At 66.3% G+C, this 13,677-nt stretch carries 15 protein-coding genes; 8 read left to right on the plus strand and 7 right to left on the minus strand.

What is annotated here, in order from left to right:
* Positions 1 to 323: 323 nt before the first annotated feature.
* Positions 324 to 524: a hypothetical protein gene (locus tag ACFVTE_RS00880; RefSeq protein WP_387095554.1), complete on the minus strand. Its 201-nt coding sequence runs from the start codon at positions 522 to 524 to the stop codon at positions 324 to 326.
* Positions 525 to 780: 256 nt separating this feature from the next.
* On the opposite strand from ACFVTE_RS00880, the gene purS reads away from it, so the two are divergent.
* Genes purS through purL form a run of 3 tightly spaced genes read left to right on the plus strand, consistent with a single transcriptional unit; the run spans position 781 to position 4,131 of the window.
* A complete protein-coding gene (gene purS, locus ACFVTE_RS00885) occupies positions 781 to 1,032 on the plus strand; it encodes a phosphoribosylformylglycinamidine synthase subunit PurS (protein ID WP_003798434.1) in 252 nt (83 codons plus the stop codon).
* Position 1,033: 1 nt separating this feature from the next.
* Complete coding sequence (purQ, locus tag ACFVTE_RS00890; RefSeq protein ID WP_387095559.1) at positions 1,034 to 1,804, plus strand: phosphoribosylformylglycinamidine synthase subunit PurQ; 771 nt, start codon at positions 1,034 to 1,036, stop codon at positions 1,802 to 1,804.
* Positions 1,804 to 4,131, plus strand: coding sequence for a phosphoribosylformylglycinamidine synthase subunit PurL (gene purL, locus ACFVTE_RS00895; RefSeq protein WP_387095562.1), 2,328 nt, complete (start codon positions 1,804 to 1,806; stop codon positions 4,129 to 4,131). Before purQ ends, purL begins: the two co-directional genes overlap by 1 nt.
* Before the next feature lie 78 nt (positions 4,132 to 4,209).
* Here the strand turns inward: purL and ACFVTE_RS00900 are convergent, their stop codons facing one another.
* Genes ACFVTE_RS00900 through ACFVTE_RS00920 form a run of 5 tightly spaced genes read right to left on the minus strand, consistent with a single transcriptional unit; the run spans position 4,210 to position 6,453 of the window.
* Positions 4,210 to 4,503: a DUF503 domain-containing protein gene (locus ACFVTE_RS00900; protein ID WP_377965315.1), complete on the minus strand. Its 294-nt coding sequence runs from the start codon at positions 4,501 to 4,503 to the stop codon at positions 4,210 to 4,212.
* Positions 4,504 to 4,525: 22 nt separating this feature from the next.
* Positions 4,526 to 4,843: a putative quinol monooxygenase gene (locus ACFVTE_RS00905; RefSeq protein WP_387095565.1), complete on the minus strand. Its 318-nt coding sequence runs from the start codon at positions 4,841 to 4,843 to the stop codon at positions 4,526 to 4,528.
* A 27-nt stretch (positions 4,844 to 4,870) separates the two neighbouring features.
* Positions 4,871 to 5,494: a hypothetical protein gene (locus tag ACFVTE_RS00910; protein ID WP_387095568.1), complete on the minus strand. Its 624-nt coding sequence runs from the start codon at positions 5,492 to 5,494 to the stop codon at positions 4,871 to 4,873.
* 13 nt (positions 5,495 to 5,507) lie between these two features.
* Positions 5,508 to 6,056, minus strand: coding sequence for a DUF1990 family protein (locus tag ACFVTE_RS00915; RefSeq protein WP_387095570.1), 549 nt, complete (start codon positions 6,054 to 6,056; stop codon positions 5,508 to 5,510).
* The gene (locus ACFVTE_RS00920) at positions 6,049 to 6,453 is read right to left on the minus strand and encodes an MmcQ/YjbR family DNA-binding protein (protein WP_387095573.1); all 405 of its coding nucleotides are present in this window, start codon (positions 6,451 to 6,453) and stop codon (positions 6,049 to 6,051) included. Before ACFVTE_RS00920 ends, ACFVTE_RS00915 begins: the two co-directional genes overlap by 8 nt.
* Positions 6,454 to 6,498: 45 nt before the next feature.
* On the opposite strand from ACFVTE_RS00920, the gene ACFVTE_RS00925 reads away from it, so the two are divergent.
* Positions 6,499 to 7,527: an isopenicillin N synthase family dioxygenase gene (locus tag ACFVTE_RS00925; RefSeq protein ID WP_387095576.1), complete on the plus strand. Its 1,029-nt coding sequence runs from the start codon at positions 6,499 to 6,501 to the stop codon at positions 7,525 to 7,527.
* Positions 7,528 to 7,561: 34 nt separating this feature from the next.
* Here the strand turns inward: ACFVTE_RS00925 and ACFVTE_RS00930 are convergent, their stop codons facing one another.
* The gene (locus ACFVTE_RS00930) at positions 7,562 to 7,987 is read right to left on the minus strand and encodes a CoA-binding protein (protein WP_387095579.1); all 426 of its coding nucleotides are present in this window, start codon (positions 7,985 to 7,987) and stop codon (positions 7,562 to 7,564) included.
* Positions 7,988 to 8,273: 286 nt separating this feature from the next.
* Between ACFVTE_RS00930 and acs the strand changes: the two genes are divergently transcribed.
* Genes acs through ACFVTE_RS00950 form a run of 4 tightly spaced genes read left to right on the plus strand, consistent with a single transcriptional unit; the run spans position 8,274 to position 13,492 of the window.
* A complete protein-coding gene (acs, locus tag ACFVTE_RS00935; protein ID WP_387095582.1) occupies positions 8,274 to 10,445 on the plus strand; it encodes an acetate--CoA ligase in 2,172 nt (723 codons plus the stop codon).
* A gap of 10 nt (positions 10,446 to 10,455) precedes the next feature.
* Positions 10,456 to 11,649, plus strand: coding sequence for a dimethylsulfone monooxygenase SfnG (gene sfnG, locus ACFVTE_RS00940; protein WP_387095585.1), 1,194 nt, complete (start codon positions 10,456 to 10,458; stop codon positions 11,647 to 11,649).
* Positions 11,649 to 13,001, plus strand: a complete 1,353-nt coding sequence (locus ACFVTE_RS00945) for an O-acetylhomoserine aminocarboxypropyltransferase/cysteine synthase family protein (RefSeq protein WP_387095588.1) — start codon at positions 11,649 to 11,651, stop codon at positions 12,999 to 13,001. The genes sfnG and ACFVTE_RS00945 overlap by 1 nt, the downstream gene beginning before the upstream one ends.
* A complete protein-coding gene (locus tag ACFVTE_RS00950; protein ID WP_387095591.1) occupies positions 12,998 to 13,492 on the plus strand; it encodes a CoA-binding protein in 495 nt (164 codons plus the stop codon). The genes ACFVTE_RS00945 and ACFVTE_RS00950 overlap by 4 nt, the downstream gene beginning before the upstream one ends.
* Positions 13,493 to 13,677 lie beyond the last annotated feature (185 nt).

Here is a 13,677-nt window from a genome sequence, read left to right on the forward strand (position 1 = left end):
TTTCCGGGCCCCCCGGCTTCGGAAGAAGCTTTTTCCTGCTGATTTCACGAGTGGTTTGAACCTTTCATAAAGGAACAGCCCCGGCTACGTTGCCGGGCGCAGGCGGCAACGACACGTGAAGATGACAGGTCCTGTCGATCCCAGCAATCGTCGACCGATCCCCACAGTACCTACTGAGAGCCTCATATGACATAGGGCACAATCGACGAATTTTACTTTTTTGTCATTGCTTTCGACACGGCCATCAAAAAGCAGGAGGGCGCCCGAAAGGGCACCCGCCTGAGGAATGAAAGCTTGTTCTGCAGGGTTCCGCGGCCGGGCAGCTACTTCCGCGGGGTGCGGACCACCTCGCTGATCCACTGGCGCGTCTTCTCGTCCACCGGACCTGCCACCCGGTCCTGTCCCGCACCCTTCCGGCGGGCCGCGCGGTCGGCCTTGATCTTCTGGATCACCATTCTCCCGAGGCCGGCGAACACGGCGACCGCCATTACCGGCAACAGGACAGATTTCGGTTTCTCAGCCATTCCGCAATCCTACTGAGGCTGCCGACGGCGGGCCAGAGCCGGCGTCGTTCTTCCGTTGCTCCGGCGTCCGCCGCACCGAATACGAAAGTGGTGCGCCGCGGCCGGTAGAATAGGCATGCAAGCTCGCGGAGCGCCCGTCCACACCATGCCATTTGAATGCCCTGCCATTTGAACCGGCAGGCAACTTTCAGGAATGGCGTGAGACGGCACCACTCCGCTGCGCCCTTACCCAATGCACATGCACAGGAGTTACCGGATGCCCCGGATCGTTGTCGACGTCATGCCCAAGCCCGAGATTCTGGACCCGCAGGGGAAGGCCATCGTGGGAGCACTCCCCCGCCTGGGCTTCACCAGCTTTAGCTCTGTACGCCAGGGCAAGCGTTTCGAACTGACCGTTGACGGCGAGGTGACCGAGGACATCCTGGCCCAGGCCCGTGATGCCGCCGAAACCCTGCTGTCCAACCCCGTGATCGAGGACGTCGTGAACGTCGAGGTCGTCGAGGCCTGAGATGACTGAACTTCCCCTGATCGGCGAGGCAGTCGCCGTCGCCGCCGAGCCGCGCCTCGCAGGCGCGAAGATCGGCGTCGTCACTTTCCCCGGCACCCTGGATGACCGGGACGCTTCCCGTGCTGTCCGGCTCGCGGGCGGCACGCCCGTGGAGCTCTGGCACGGTGACTCCGAACTCGGCGACGTCGACGCCGTCATCCTGCCGGGCGGATTCTCCTACGGCGATTACCTGCGCGCCGGCGCCATCGCACGCTTCGCCCCGCTGATGTCCAAGATCATCGACGCCGCCAACTCGGACGCCAAGCTGCCGGTGCTCGGCATCTGCAACGGCTTCCAGCTGCTGACCGAGTCGCACCTGCTTCCCGGCTCCATGATCAAGAACGACCACCTGAAGTTCATCTGCCGTGACCAGGTGCTGCGGGTCGAGAACACCAACACCTACTGGACCGGGGACTACGCCGCGGGCCAGGAAATCACGGTGCCGCTGAAAAACCAGGACGGCCAGTACATCGCGGACGAGAAGACCCTCGACGCCCTGGAGGCCGAGGGCCGCGTGGTGTTCCGCTACGTGGGCTTCAACCCGAACGGCTCGCGCCGCGACATTGCCGGCATCTCGAACGCCGCCGGCAACGTGGTGGGCCTCATGCCGCACCCGGAGCACGCCGTGGAGGTGGGCTTCGGCCCCGAGTCGCTGGACGGTATCGGCGGGTCCGACACCGAAGGCCTCGGTCTCTTCACCTCGGTACTGAACAAGATTGTGGGAGCGAACTAATGACCGAGATCTCTACAAGCTCGATCACCGAGACCAAGAAGTTCAACATCGACACCGTCGAGAACGCGGCCAAGACGCCGGACACCGAACTTCCCTGGGCCGAACTCGGCCTGAAGCGCAACGAGTTCGACGAGATCGTCAAGGTCCTGGGCCGCCGCCCGACCGGTGCTGAACTCGCCATGTACTCCGTGATGTGGAGCGAGCACTGCTCCTACAAGTCCTCGAAGAACCACCTGCGCCAGTTCGGCGAGAAGGTGACCGACGAGATGAAGAAGGACATGCTGGTGGGCATCGGCGAGAACGCCGGCGTCACCAACCTGGGCGACGGCTGGGCCGTGACCTTCAAGATCGAGTCCCACAACTCGCCGTCGTTCGTTGAGCCGTACCAGGGTGCCGCCACCGGCATCGGCGGCATCGTCCGCGACATCATCTCCATGGGCGCCCGCCCGGTTGCCGTCATGGATCCGCTGCGCTTCGGCGCCATCGACCACCCGGACACCGCCCGCGTCATGCACGGCGCGGTCGCGGGCATCGGCGGCTATGGCAACTCCCTCGGCCTGCCGAACATCGGCGGCGAGATGGTCTTCGATTCCGTGTACCAGGGCAACCCGCTGGTCAACGCCCTGGCCGTGGGCGTCATGCGCCACGAGGACATCCGCCTGGCCAACGCCTCCGGCAAGGGCAACAAGGTGGTCCTGTTCGGTGCACGCACCGGCGGCGACGGCATCGGCGGCGCCTCGGTGCTCGCCTCCGAGTCCTTCGACGACACCAAGCCGTCCAAGCGGCCGGCTGTCCAGGTGGGCGACCCGTTCGCTGAAAAGGTCCTCATTGAGTGCTGCCTTGAACTGTTCAAGGGCTCGCTGGTTGAGGGCATCCAGGACCTCGGCGCCGCGGGCATCTCCTGCGCCACATCCGAGCTCGCCTCCAACGGCGACGGCGGCATGAACGTCGAGTTGACCTCCGTCCTGCTGCGCGATCCCACCCTGACCCCGGGCGAGATCCTGATGTCCGAGTCGCAGGAACGCATGATGGCCGTGGTGACGCCGGAGAACGTCGAGGCGTTCGAGGCCGTCATGGACAAGTGGGCCGTGGAGTACGCCTGGCTGGGCGAGGTGACCGACAGCGGCCGGCTGATCATCACGTGGGAAGGCGAAGTCATTGTCGACGTCGACCCGCGCACCGTGGCGCACGACGGTCCGGTCTACGACCGCCCGTTCGCTCGCCCGGAGTGGCAGGACGCCGTCCAGGCCGACCAGTTCACCGGTTCCGTGCAGGACGCCGGCCGACCCTCCGCCCCGGCGGAACTGGCCGCGGCCGTCACCGAGCTCGTTGCCTCGCCGAACATGTGCGACAAGTCCTGGATCACCAACCAGTACGACCGCTACGTCGGCGGCAACACTGCCATGGCGTTCCCGGACGACGCCGGCGTGGTCCGCGTGGACGAGGAATCCGGCCTGGGCGTGGCCCTGGCCACCGACGCCAACGGCCGCTACACCTACCTGGACCCGTACCACGGCGCCCAGCTGGCACTGGCCGAGGCCTACCGCAACGTGGCCACCGCCGGCGCCGTGCCGATGGCCGTCAGCGACTGCCTGAACTTCGGTTCCCCCGAGGATCCGGACGTCATGTGGCAGCTGGCCGAGGCCATCCGCGGCCTCTCCGACGCCTGCATGGTGCTCGGCATCCCGGTGACCGGCGGCAACGTCTCGCTGTACAACCAGACCGGCACCACGCCGATCCACCCCTCCCCTGTGGTGGCAGTGCTGGGCAAGCTCGACGACGTCGCCCGCCGCACGCCGTCGGGCTGGCGGGAAGATGGCGCAGCCATCTACCTGCTGGGCACCACGGCCAACGAGCTGGACGGCTCGGAATGGTCCAACCTGCGCGGCCACCTCGGCGGCCTGCCTCCCAAGGTTGACCTCGAGGCCGAACGCGCACTGGGCGAGATCCTGATCAACGCGTCCCGCGACGGCATGGTGGACTCGGCCCACGACCTCTCCGAGGGCGGCCTTGCCGCGGCCCTCGTGGAATCGTCGCTGCGCTACGGCGTGGGCGCCCGGATCGCGCTGCAGGATGTCCTGGACCGCGACGGCGTTGACCTCTTCACCGCACTGTTCTCCGAGACCCAGGGCCGCGCCGTCGTGAGCGTTCCGCGCTCCGAGGAAGTCCGCTTCAAGGACATGTGCACCGCCCGCGGCTTCGAGCACCTGCGCATCGGCGTGGTGGACGCAGCCAGCGGACAGCTGGAGATCAACGGCGTGGACACCCTCTCGCTGGACGCTCTCCGCGAAGCCCACGAGGCCACCCTGCCGAAGTACTTCGGCTAGATCCCGGCCCAACCAACGCGGGGTCGCTTCCCGCCCAATAATCCCTCGGGATTGGGCGGAAAGTGACCCCGCGTTGCTTTAATCCTCGCTGTGGATCTCCCGCTGCCGGGCGCTCAGCAGTTCCACCTCTGGGCGGTAGGCCACAAAGCGTTCTACGGCGGTAAGCACCTCCACAAGGTGCGCCCGGTCAGCGGCAACCAGGCCGGCGCCGATCCTGGTGCGCCGGTACTGGTCGTGGTCCCCCACCTCCGCCACCGAAACCTCGTAGCGCCGTTTGACCTCGGCCAGCAGCGGCCGCACGACGGACCGTTTCTCCTTCAGGCTGTGCACGTCGCCGAGAAGGATGTCGAACTCAATCCAGCCGATCCACATGGCATTAATGCTAGCGAGGGGCTCAGATTGTCAGTTCGCCCATCCGGTCCCAGCCTTCGCCGTCGAGCTGGCGGCTTATGATGCGCGGGGTTTCGGCGAGCGCCTGCGGCATCTCCGCCATGGCCTTCTTGAAGTGGGCGCTGTTGACGTGGTCCCCGGCGGCATCGTCCTTGAACGCTTCGACGAGGACGAACTCGTTGGGGTCGTCCACGCTGCGGGACCAGTCGAACCACAGGTTGCCCGGCTCCTGGCGGGTGGCCTCGGTGAAGTCGGCCACGAGGCCGAGCCACTTGTCGGACCAGTCCGGCTTGACCTTGAACTTGACGACGATGAATATCATGGGATTCCTTCCGTTGGTGTGATCGGGTCAGTGGGCGGCCAGCGCATGCTCGCATTCCGCGATGGCCTCGCGGGCGTACTTCTGCTGGGCCGGGGTTCCGACGCGTTCGGCCCACTGCTCCGCCAGCTGGAACTCGACGAGCGCCTCGGTGAGCCGGCCTGCGCCGTGCAGGGTCCAGCCCAGGTTGTTGTGCAGCACCACCATCCAGCGCTTGGTCCGCTCGTCGTGGACCGCGGAGGCGTACTCCAGCGCGCTCCGGGTCCAGAGCTCCGCGTGGGCGGAATCGGCGATGGCCAGCATGTGCAGCGCGTCCACCGCCAGGAACTCCTCGCCAAGATGGTCGCCGAGCTCGGCCGCCTGCTCAAACAGCGGCACTGCCATGGCCGCGTGCCCGCTCGAGTTCAGGACCCGGCCGCGTTCCAGCAGGATGCGGACGCCCACCGTCGGCTCGTCCCCGTCAATCGCGTCGAGCAGCGCGTCGGCCTCTTCGAAGCGGCCCTGGAGCCCGATGGCCCGCCCCAGCTGCGTGGTGAGCTCGGCTCGTTCGTCGGCGTCGTACCGGGGGTTGGCGAGCGCGTCCCGGAAACGTTGCTCGGACAGCTTCGGATCCTCGAAATTCCACAAAAGGTCAAGGCTCTTCTGGTCCAGCATGTACCTCTCCTGATCAGCTTTCACCTGCGGCGAGTTGGCGTGCACCTTCAATGTATCGGGAAGTCATGAGGCGCTGCGCACGGCGGGCCAGCGCGCCGCCCGCGGCGTAGAACCAGTTGGACGGCCGGCTGAACGACGTGATGCTGAGGTAGACCCGGCCCTGGGCGTCGATCTCCACCTCGAACTTCTCCTCACCGCGCACCGGATGGCCCGGCAGGGAACCGTAGCCGAAGCCCGCGGACTGCGGGCCGCCGCCCGGAACAGGACGGTGTACCCACACCACCTCACAGGGCACGTTGAGGCGGAAAGGCCCGACGCCGAATCCGCTCACCACGCGTGCGCCGGGAACAACGGCGCCGGATTCGGTCCGGACCCGCAGGCCGGACCGCCGCTGCAGTTCCCAGGCCAGAATCCCCTGGGCCACCCGCCGGTAGACGTCCGCGCCCTCGCCAAGGTGGGTGCGGGATGCCGCGTGGCGGTAGCCTGCCGGGGCCCCGCCATGTTCGGTGGCACCGATCTCCGCATAGTTAAGGGCACCGCGTGCCAGGCGCTTTTCAGTCATTGCCCGCCAGCCGCTCCCAGCCGAGCTGTTCGCGCTGTTTCCGGCTCAGCGACGCAACCACAAGGTCGTAGGAGTCTTCCACCATGTCCCGGACCATGTCGTCGGGCAGCGCCCCGTCCAGCCGGACACCGTTCCAGTGTGTCTTGTTCATGTGCCACGCCCCGGTGATTTCCGGATGCACCGCCCGGAGCTGTTCGGCCAGGGCTGGCTCACACTTGAGGCTCACCGACCAGTCGTCAGGGTCCATTGCCGACGCCGCGAACATCTTGGCCTCCTGCTTTGCCCCGCCGGACACGGCCGCCCGGACCTTGAACACCGACGTTTCGGGACCGAACGGGAAGTCCTCGAAGGTGCCGGGAAACGACAGGCAGATTTTTCTCAGTTCGGCGGGATCCATGCAGCGAGCCTACAAACCCTTTCCGGGCGGTGCTAGTCTGCGAACATGGCAGCTGCCCAGGAGACCATCCCTGTGCTCGATCTCGGCTCCGCACGCCGGGCCGACGGCTCGTTCAGTCCGGAATTCATAGAGGAACTCCGGGACGCCACACACCGCGTCGGTTTCTTCCAGGTCATCGGCTACGGCGGCGCGCCCGGCCAGGGCAAGGAGCTGCTGGCTACTATCAAGCGCTTCTTCGACCTGCCCCTCGAAGAACGGATGAAGCTGGATAACCGGCTGTCCCCGCACTTCCGCGGCTACACCCGGATGGGCACGGAGGTGACGCAGGGCAGGGCTGATGCGCGTGAGCAGATCGATTATTCACCCGACCGGGAGCCGGTGAAGGATTATCCGAAAGAGCAGCCGTACTGGCTCCTCCAAGGGCGCAACCTCTGGCCGGATGAGTCGATGCCGGAGCTGAAGCAGGCGGCCATGGCCTGGGCCGAGCTCATGTCCCGGGTGGGGGCCGAACTCCTCCGGGCCATCGCCGTATCCCTCCGGCAGCCGGAGGACTATTTCGAGGAACCGTTCAGGGACACTCCCGCCTGGATGGGCAAGCTGGTCCACTACGTCGGCGGAGTGGTGGAAGCGGCAGGCGACCAGGGCGTGGGCTCCCACGCGGACTACGGTTTTGTCACCCTCCTGCTCCAGGATGAGGTGGGCGGGCTTGAAGTGCTGCCGCCGGGCGCGAGTGCATGGGCGCCCGTGGAACCCATTCCTGAAGCGCTGGTGGTGAACCTGGGCGAAATGCTCGAAGTGGCCACCGAAGGTTATCTGGCTGCCACCATCCACCGGGTCAAGGCCCCACCGCCCGGCGTGGACCGTTACTCGGTGCCGTTCTTTTGGTCTCCGCGCCTGGACGCGGTGATCGATCCGGTACCGCTCCCGGCGGACCTGAAGGCGGAGGCGCGCGGCATCTCCGACGACCCGTCCAACCCGATGCTCGCCTCGTTCGGCCTGAACATGCTCAAGGGCCGGATGCGTGCCCACCCGGATGTCACCGAGCGTCACTACCCGGAGCTGATGAAGCCCTGAACCCGCACCGCACTGAGTTGCGGTCCTGAAGAGGCTAAATGCCCACGCGCCATCCTTCGCGGGCGGGGCACGAATTCACCACGACGTCCAGCCCGGCGGCCTTTGCCCGCTCGACCGCGGCGTCGTCGAACACACCAAGCTGCAGCCACACCGCCTTGGCACCGACCGCGATGGCCTGGTCGATGACCGGGCCCACTTTCTGCGAATTGACGAAGCAGTCCACGACGTCGATCGGATGCTTTGCCGCCGGGATCTCGGCGAGGGAGCGGTAGCCCTTCTCCCCGTGCACGTCGTCGCCGGGCAGGTTCACCGGGATGATCTCCATGCCCATGCGGTCCCGGACATACAGTGAGACGTCGTATGCCGAGCGCCATTCATTCCGGGTCAGGCCCACAATGGCCCATGTGCCCTTCGTTCGCATGAGTCGGTCGATAACCGCCGGATCGTTTTCATGAGCCATGCCTCAACTCTACTCCTGCGGTGATTTGACGGTCTTTTCCGAATATTTGGACGCCTTACCGGCATAAGGGCAGCGATGAACGAATATTACGGCCCCCTGGAGGCCGATTTTGAGAAATCCTGCATCTCGGCTCTAGTAGGTTATGACCATCCCGAGCGGCCGAGAGACCTGGATCGATGAAGCCGCAGCAACCCCGGGTGACGTGAGACGACCATTCCCACGTCACTGTTCTTCCGTCCCGGCGGAGGACTAGGGGTGCTACTGCCAGGACCGATGGAGTGCCGCAATGACCCCAGAAAATACTTTTGCCCTGTCCACCCTTGCCCGGATTCCGTCCGAGGCAACCCCACAATCCACTTCGGACGCGACGGCGGACGAAGCAGGGCTGCGTGACGCGCCCGGCTCCTCTACCGGCTCTTCGGGATGGTCCTCGACCGAGCCACCGGACGGCGCAGTGCACGGCGTCCCCACCGACGGGCCGGCGCGTCACAGCGGCACCACTTCCATTGTTGACCCCGGCAACGTGGCCTTCTGGGAAGAACAGGCCCTCCGGCTGGACTGGGCCGAGCGTCCCGGCAGCCAGAAGCCGTGGCACACCGCGCACAGCTGGGTGCCCGCCGACGTCGAAGCCGGCCGTGGACCCGAGATCAGATGGTTCGACGGCGGCAAGCTGAACGTTGCGTACAACTGCGTCGACCGGCACGTCGAAGCGGGCCGCGGGGACAAGGTGGCGCTCTTCTTCGAAAGCGAACCGGGCGACCGCCGCACCGTCACCTACGCCGAACTGCAGCGTGAAGTCTCCAAGGCCGCCAACGCCCTGCTGTCCCTGGGCATCACCAAGGGCGACCGCGTGGTCATCTACCTTCCCGTGATCCCGGAAACGGTCATCATCACCCTCGCCGTGGCGCGGATTGGTGCGGTTCACTCTTTGGTGTTCGGCGGGTTCTCCGCAGAGGCCCTCAGGTTCCGGGTCGAGGACACGGGCGCGAAGCTGCTGGTGACCACCGACGGCCAGTTCCGACGCGGCGCCGCAGTTCCGGTCAAGGACAACGCCGACGCCGCGGTCGCCGGGGACAACGCCATCGAGCGCGTCCTGGTCATCAACCGCACCACCTCCCCCGCGGACCTCGCCACGGTTCCCATGACCGCAGGCCGCGACGTCTGGTGGCAGGACGTCGTCGGGCCCGCCTCCGATGTCCACGAGCCCGAGGCGTTCGACGCCGAGACTCCCCTGTTCATCATGTACACCTCCGGGACCACTGGTAAGCCCAAGGGACTGGTGCACACCTCCGGCGGCTACCTCACCCAGGCGTCGTGGAGCTTCGAGCACCTGTTCAGCAACCCGGATCCCGCGCTCCGGGACCAGGACGTGCACTGGTGCACCGCCGACCTCGCCTGGGTCACCGCCCACACCTACGAGATCTACGGCCCGCTCGCCAACGGCGTCACCCAGGTGATCTTCGAGGGCACACCCAATACCCCGCATCCCGGCCGGCACTTCGAGATCATCGAGCGCTGCGGCGTCACGCAGTACTACACGGCGCCCACGCTGGTCCGCTCGCTCATGGGCTGGTTCCCCGACGGCGTGCCGGACAGCTACGATTTCTCCTCCATCAGGCTGCTGGGAACCGTGGGCGAGGCCGTCAATCCGGAGGCGTGGCGCTGGCTCCGCGACAACCTCGGCGGAGGCACCGCGCCCATGGTGGACACCTGGTGGCAGTCCGAAACCGGGGCCACCATCATGTCCCCCGCCCCCACGGACACTGAATTCAAGCCCGGCTGCGCTGCCCGCCCGCTCCCCGGCGTCAGCACCCGCGTGGTGGACCAAGCCGGAAACCGCACCGCTCCGGGCGTGCAGGGTCTCATCGTCGTGGACCAGCCGGGCCCGGCCATCGCCCGTACAGTCTGGGGCAACCCGCGCCGCTACTTCGACTCCTACTGGAGCCAGTACGCGGAGCAGGGCTGGTTCCTTGCCGGCGACGGCGCCAAATACGACCACGACGGCGACATCTGGATCCTGGGGCGGGTGGACGACACGCTCAACGTCTCAGGCCACCTGCTCTCCACGATCGAGATCGAGTCCGCCCTCGTCACGCACCCCGACGTGGTGGAGGCCGGCGTCTGTCCCGTGGCCGATCCCAAGACGGGGCACGCCGTCGTCGCCTTCGTTGTTCTGAAGAACAGTGCTTCAACGGGAGCAACCGCGGACGAGCTCCGGAACCACGTTGCCAAGGAGATCGGCCCGATCGCCAAGCCGCGCGACGTCGTCGTTGTCCCTGACGTGCCCAAGACCCGCAGCGGCAAGATTATGCGCCGGCTGCTGACCCAGCTCTTTGAAGGTACTGCGCTGGGCGACACCACCTCACTCCAGAACGAACCGGCAATTGCCGGCATCCAGGATGCGCTGCGCCGCCGCGCTGCCGCTGTCCCCGGAAACCCCAACTCCGAGCAGAAGTAAAGGAACGAACATGAACGACATCAGCAACGTAGCCCGTCTTTCCGAACCACTGAAGTTTGCCTACTGGGTGCCGAACGTGTCCGGCGGCCTGGTGGTCTCCACCATCGAGCAGCGCACCGGCTGGGACTTTGACTACAACAAGAAGCTGGCCCGCATCGCCGAGGAATCCGGCTTCGAGTATGCCCTGACCCAGACCCGGTACGCCGCATCCTACGGCGCCGACAAGCAGCACGAGGCGACCTCCTTCAGCCTCGCCCTGCTGGCCGCCACCGAACGCCTCAAGGTGATCGCCGCCGTCCACCCGGGCATGTGGCACCCCGGCGTGCTGGCCAAATTCATCATCACCGCAGACCACATCTCCAACGGCCGCGCCGCGGTCAACATCGTCTCCGGCTGGCTGAAGAACGAGTTCACCAACTTCGGCCTCGAATGGCTGGAGCACGACGAGCGCTACGTCCGCACCGAGGAATTCATCAAGGTGCTGCGCGGGCTGTGGACCGAGAAGGAGTTCAGCCAGGCCGGCAAGTACTACAACATCACCGACTTCACCCTGAACCCCGCCCCCGTGGACGTTCCGGGCCGCGCGCACCCCGAAATCTTCTTCGGCGGAAACTCGACGGCGGCCCAGGCCACCGCGGGCCGCGTCGCCGACTGGTACTTCTCCAACGGCAAGGACCTGGAGGGTTTCAAGGAGAACATCGCCGGCGTCGTTGCTGCTGCGGGCGAAACCAGGCGCGGCACGGAGGGCCAGCTGGCCGCCCCGCGGTTTGGACTCAACGGCTTCGTCATCGCCCGCGACTCCGAGAAGGAGGCCCGCGACACCCTGCGCGAGATCGTGGAGAAGGCACACAAGCCGGCCGTCCAGGGCTTCCGTGACGCCGTGCAGGAAGCCGGCCCGTCCACCAAGGACGGCAAGGGCATGTGGGCGGACTCCACGTTCGAGGACCTGGTCCAGTACAACGACGGCTTCAAGACCCAGCTGATCGGCACCCCGGAGCAGATCGCCGAGCGCATCGTCGAGTACAAGAAGATCGGCGTGAACCTCTTCCTGACCGGCTACCTGCACTTCCAGGAGGAAATCGCCGCATTCGGCCGCGACGTTTTGCCCATCGTCCGTGAACTCGAGGCCGACCTCGCCCGCAAGAACGGCACCGAGCTGAACCTTTCCGACGTTCCGGCAACCGCCGAGGCGGTGGCGGTCTAGTGGCTGACCGCAGGTTCGGCTTCCGCACCCGCGCCCTGCACGCCGGCGGCACACCCGACGCCGAGCACGGCGCCCGCGCTGTGCCCATCTACCAGTCGACGTCGTTCGTCTTCAAGGACACCCAGGACGCCGCCAGCCTGTTCGCGCTGCAAAAGTACGGCAACATCTACTCCAGGATTGGCAACCCGACCGTGGCCGCGTTCGAGGAGCGCATCGCCTCGCTCGAGGGCGGCATCGGGGCTGTTGCAACGTCGTCGGGCATGGCCGCGGAGTTCATCACGTTCGCCGCGCTCACCCAGACCGGAGACCACATCGTCGCGGCGTCCCAGCTCTACGGCGGCACCGTCACCCAGCTCGACGTGACCCTGCGCCGCTTCGGCGTGGACACGACGTTCGTGCCGGGCACCAACCCCGCCGACTACGCGGCCGCCGTCCGGGAGAACACCAAGGCGATCTTCGTCGAGGTGGTGGCCAACCCGTCGTCGGAAGTCCAGGACCTTGCGGCCCTGGCCAAGGTGGCGCACGACGCCGGCATCCCCCTGGTCGTCGACGCCACCTTGAGCACGCCGTACCTCGTGCGGCCGATCGAGCATGGCGCGGACATCGTGATCCATTCCGCCACGAAGTTCATCGGCGGCCACGGCACCACCCTGGGTGGAGTGATCGTGGAGAGCGGCCGGTTCAACTGGGGCAACGGCAAGTTCCCCACCATGACCGAGCCGGTGGCCTCCTACGGCAACGTCTCCTGGTGGGGCAACTTCGGCGAGTACGGCTTCCTCACCAAGCTGCGCTGCGAGCAGCTGCGTGACATCGGCCCGGCGCTGACCCCGCTGGCCGCGTTCCAGCTGCTGCAGGGCGTGGAGACCCTCCCCCAGCGCCTGGACGAGCACCTGAAGAACGCGCAGGCCGTGGCCGAATGGCTGGAGGCCGACCCGCGCGTGGCCTACGTGAACTTCTCCGGGCTGCCGTCCCACCCGCATTTCGAGCGGGCGAAGAGGTACCTGCCACTGGGGCCGGGTTCCGTGTTCTCCTTCGGCGTGAAGGGCGGCCGCGCCGCCGGCCAGAAGTTCATCGAGTCCCTGCAGCTGGCCTCGCACCTGGCGAATGTGGGCGACGCGCGCACCCTGGTGATCCACCCGGGCTCGACGACGCACCAGCAGCTCAGCGATGAGCAGCTGGAGTCCGCCGGCGTGCCGGAAGACCTGGTCCGCATCTCGGTTGGCCTGGAGGACCTCGAGGACATCCTGTGGGACCTGGACCAGGCACTAACGGAAGCGCAGAGCGCAACGGCGGATGACGCCGTCGTCCTCGAAGAACCTGCTGATTCCTGCACGATCGGGGCACGGGCATGAGCACCACTGAACGGACCTGGGCCGGCCCCTCGGCGCCCGAGCGCCTTAACCTGCTGCGTGAGGCGAAGTCGATCGCCATCGTGGGCGCCTCGGACAAGCCGTCCCGCGCGAGCTACTTCGTGGCCACCTACCTGCAGTCGTCGACGCGCTACAAGGTGTACTTCGTGAACCCGGTGGTCAAGGAGATCCTCGGCCAGCCAACCTACGCCTCACTGGCGGACCTGCCGGAGAGCCCGGACATCGTGGACGTGTTCCGCAAGCACGATGACCTGCCGGGTGTGCTGGAGGAGGCCGTGGCAGCTGGCGCCAAGACGCTGTGGCTGCAGCTCGGCTCATGGCATGAGGGCGTTGCACAGGATGCCGAAACCGCGGGGCTCAACGTGGTGATGGACCGCTGCGTCAAGATTGAGCACGCGCGCTTCCACGGCGGGCTCCACCTGGCCGGCTTCGACACGGGAGTGATCTCCTCAAAGCGGCAGGTTTTGGCCTAACAACAGTGCCGAAGGAGATGCCTGCGGAACCGCAGGCATAAAAAATGCCGGGCTGGATTTTGATGGGGGACAAGTTCCAGCCCGGCACTCTCACTTTGGTAATCGACGGAGACCCCCAAAGGGTTACGCCGAATCCAAAACTTTTTTCAAAAACTTTTGTGCGGCCCGGTCAGCCCTACTGAGCA

Source organism: Arthrobacter sp. NPDC058097, from assembly GCF_042884885.1.
In the GTDB taxonomy this organism is placed as follows: Bacteria; Actinomycetota; Actinomycetes; order Actinomycetales; family Micrococcaceae; genus Arthrobacter.

Bases quoted from the DNA above. Each gene is read 5' to 3' on its own strand.
- ACFVTE_RS00925 (WP_387095576.1), top strand. From the start codon at position 6,499: ATGGCAGCTGCCCAGGAGACCATCCCTGTGCTCGATCTCGGCTCCGCA.
- ACFVTE_RS00920 (WP_387095573.1), bottom strand. From the start codon at position 6,453: ATGGATCCCGCCGAACTGAGAAAAATCTGCCTGTCGTTTCCCGGCACC.
- ACFVTE_RS00950 (WP_387095591.1), top strand. From the start codon at position 12,998: ATGAGCACCACTGAACGGACCTGGGCCGGCCCCTCGGCGCCCGAGCGC.
- ACFVTE_RS00915 (WP_387095570.1), bottom strand. From the start codon at position 6,056: ATGACTGAAAAGCGCCTGGCACGCGGTGCCCTTAACTATGCGGAGATC.
- ACFVTE_RS00930 (WP_387095579.1), bottom strand. From the start codon at position 7,987: ATGGCTCATGAAAACGATCCGGCGGTTATCGACCGACTCATGCGAACG.
- purS (WP_003798434.1), top strand. From the start codon at position 781: ATGCCCCGGATCGTTGTCGACGTCATGCCCAAGCCCGAGATTCTGGAC.
- sfnG (WP_387095585.1), top strand. From the start codon at position 10,456: ATGAACGACATCAGCAACGTAGCCCGTCTTTCCGAACCACTGAAGTTT.
- acs (WP_387095582.1), top strand. From the start codon at position 8,274: ATGACCCCAGAAAATACTTTTGCCCTGTCCACCCTTGCCCGGATTCCG.
- purL (WP_387095562.1), top strand. From the start codon at position 1,804: ATGACCGAGATCTCTACAAGCTCGATCACCGAGACCAAGAAGTTCAAC.
- ACFVTE_RS00900 (WP_377965315.1), bottom strand. From the start codon at position 4,503: ATGTGGATCGGCTGGATTGAGTTCGACATCCTTCTCGGCGACGTGCAC.
- purQ (WP_387095559.1), top strand. From the start codon at position 1,034: ATGACTGAACTTCCCCTGATCGGCGAGGCAGTCGCCGTCGCCGCCGAG.
- ACFVTE_RS00910 (WP_387095568.1), bottom strand. From the start codon at position 5,494: ATGCTGGACCAGAAGAGCCTTGACCTTTTGTGGAATTTCGAGGATCCG.
- ACFVTE_RS00880 (WP_387095554.1), bottom strand. From the start codon at position 524: ATGGCTGAGAAACCGAAATCTGTCCTGTTGCCGGTAATGGCGGTCGCC.
- ACFVTE_RS00905 (WP_387095565.1), bottom strand. From the start codon at position 4,843: ATGATATTCATCGTCGTCAAGTTCAAGGTCAAGCCGGACTGGTCCGAC.